The sequence below is a fragment of the Pseudomonas sp. SIMBA_067 genome (assembly GCF_046534675.1).
Classification (GTDB): domain Bacteria; phylum Pseudomonadota; class Gammaproteobacteria; order Pseudomonadales; family Pseudomonadaceae; genus Aquipseudomonas; species Aquipseudomonas putida.
This window is the reverse complement of the sequence record NZ_JAWRYH010000149.1, coordinates 1-348: the sequence shown is the minus strand read 5'-3', so window position 1 is coordinate 348 and position 348 is coordinate 1. Positions and strand designations below refer to the sequence as shown.

General features: G+C 58.9%; 1 protein-coding gene. It reads left to right on the top strand.

Features of this window, described 5'->3' with window-relative positions:
* Window positions 1–348, top strand: a 348-nt coding sequence (locus SB765_RS28465) for a hypothetical protein (protein ID WP_410932336.1), incomplete at both ends; no start/stop codon positions are given.

Genomic DNA, 348 nt, shown 5'->3' with positions numbered 1-348 from the left:
CTGAAGATCGCGCAGGCCGCGGCGCTTGACGATCCACGTTACGGCGGTAACGTCGAGGCGTTACGACTCGTGCAGCCGCAGGACATCGAGCCTGTCGATATTTCGATTCAGCTTGGATCGACATGGGTGCCGGATCGGGTGGTCGATGACTTTGTCACGCACATCTTCGGCGGTGTGCATCGCAGTGTGTCATATCAGCCTACGCTCGGGAAATGGGTGGCGAAGGTTGGACTGGGGGACCAGACGACGATGCGCGTCACGTGGGGCACGGAGGATATGCCCGCGAACAAGATTCTTGAGGCGATTCTGTCGAACAAGGCGATCGTAGTCGAGGATATCGTCGGCTAC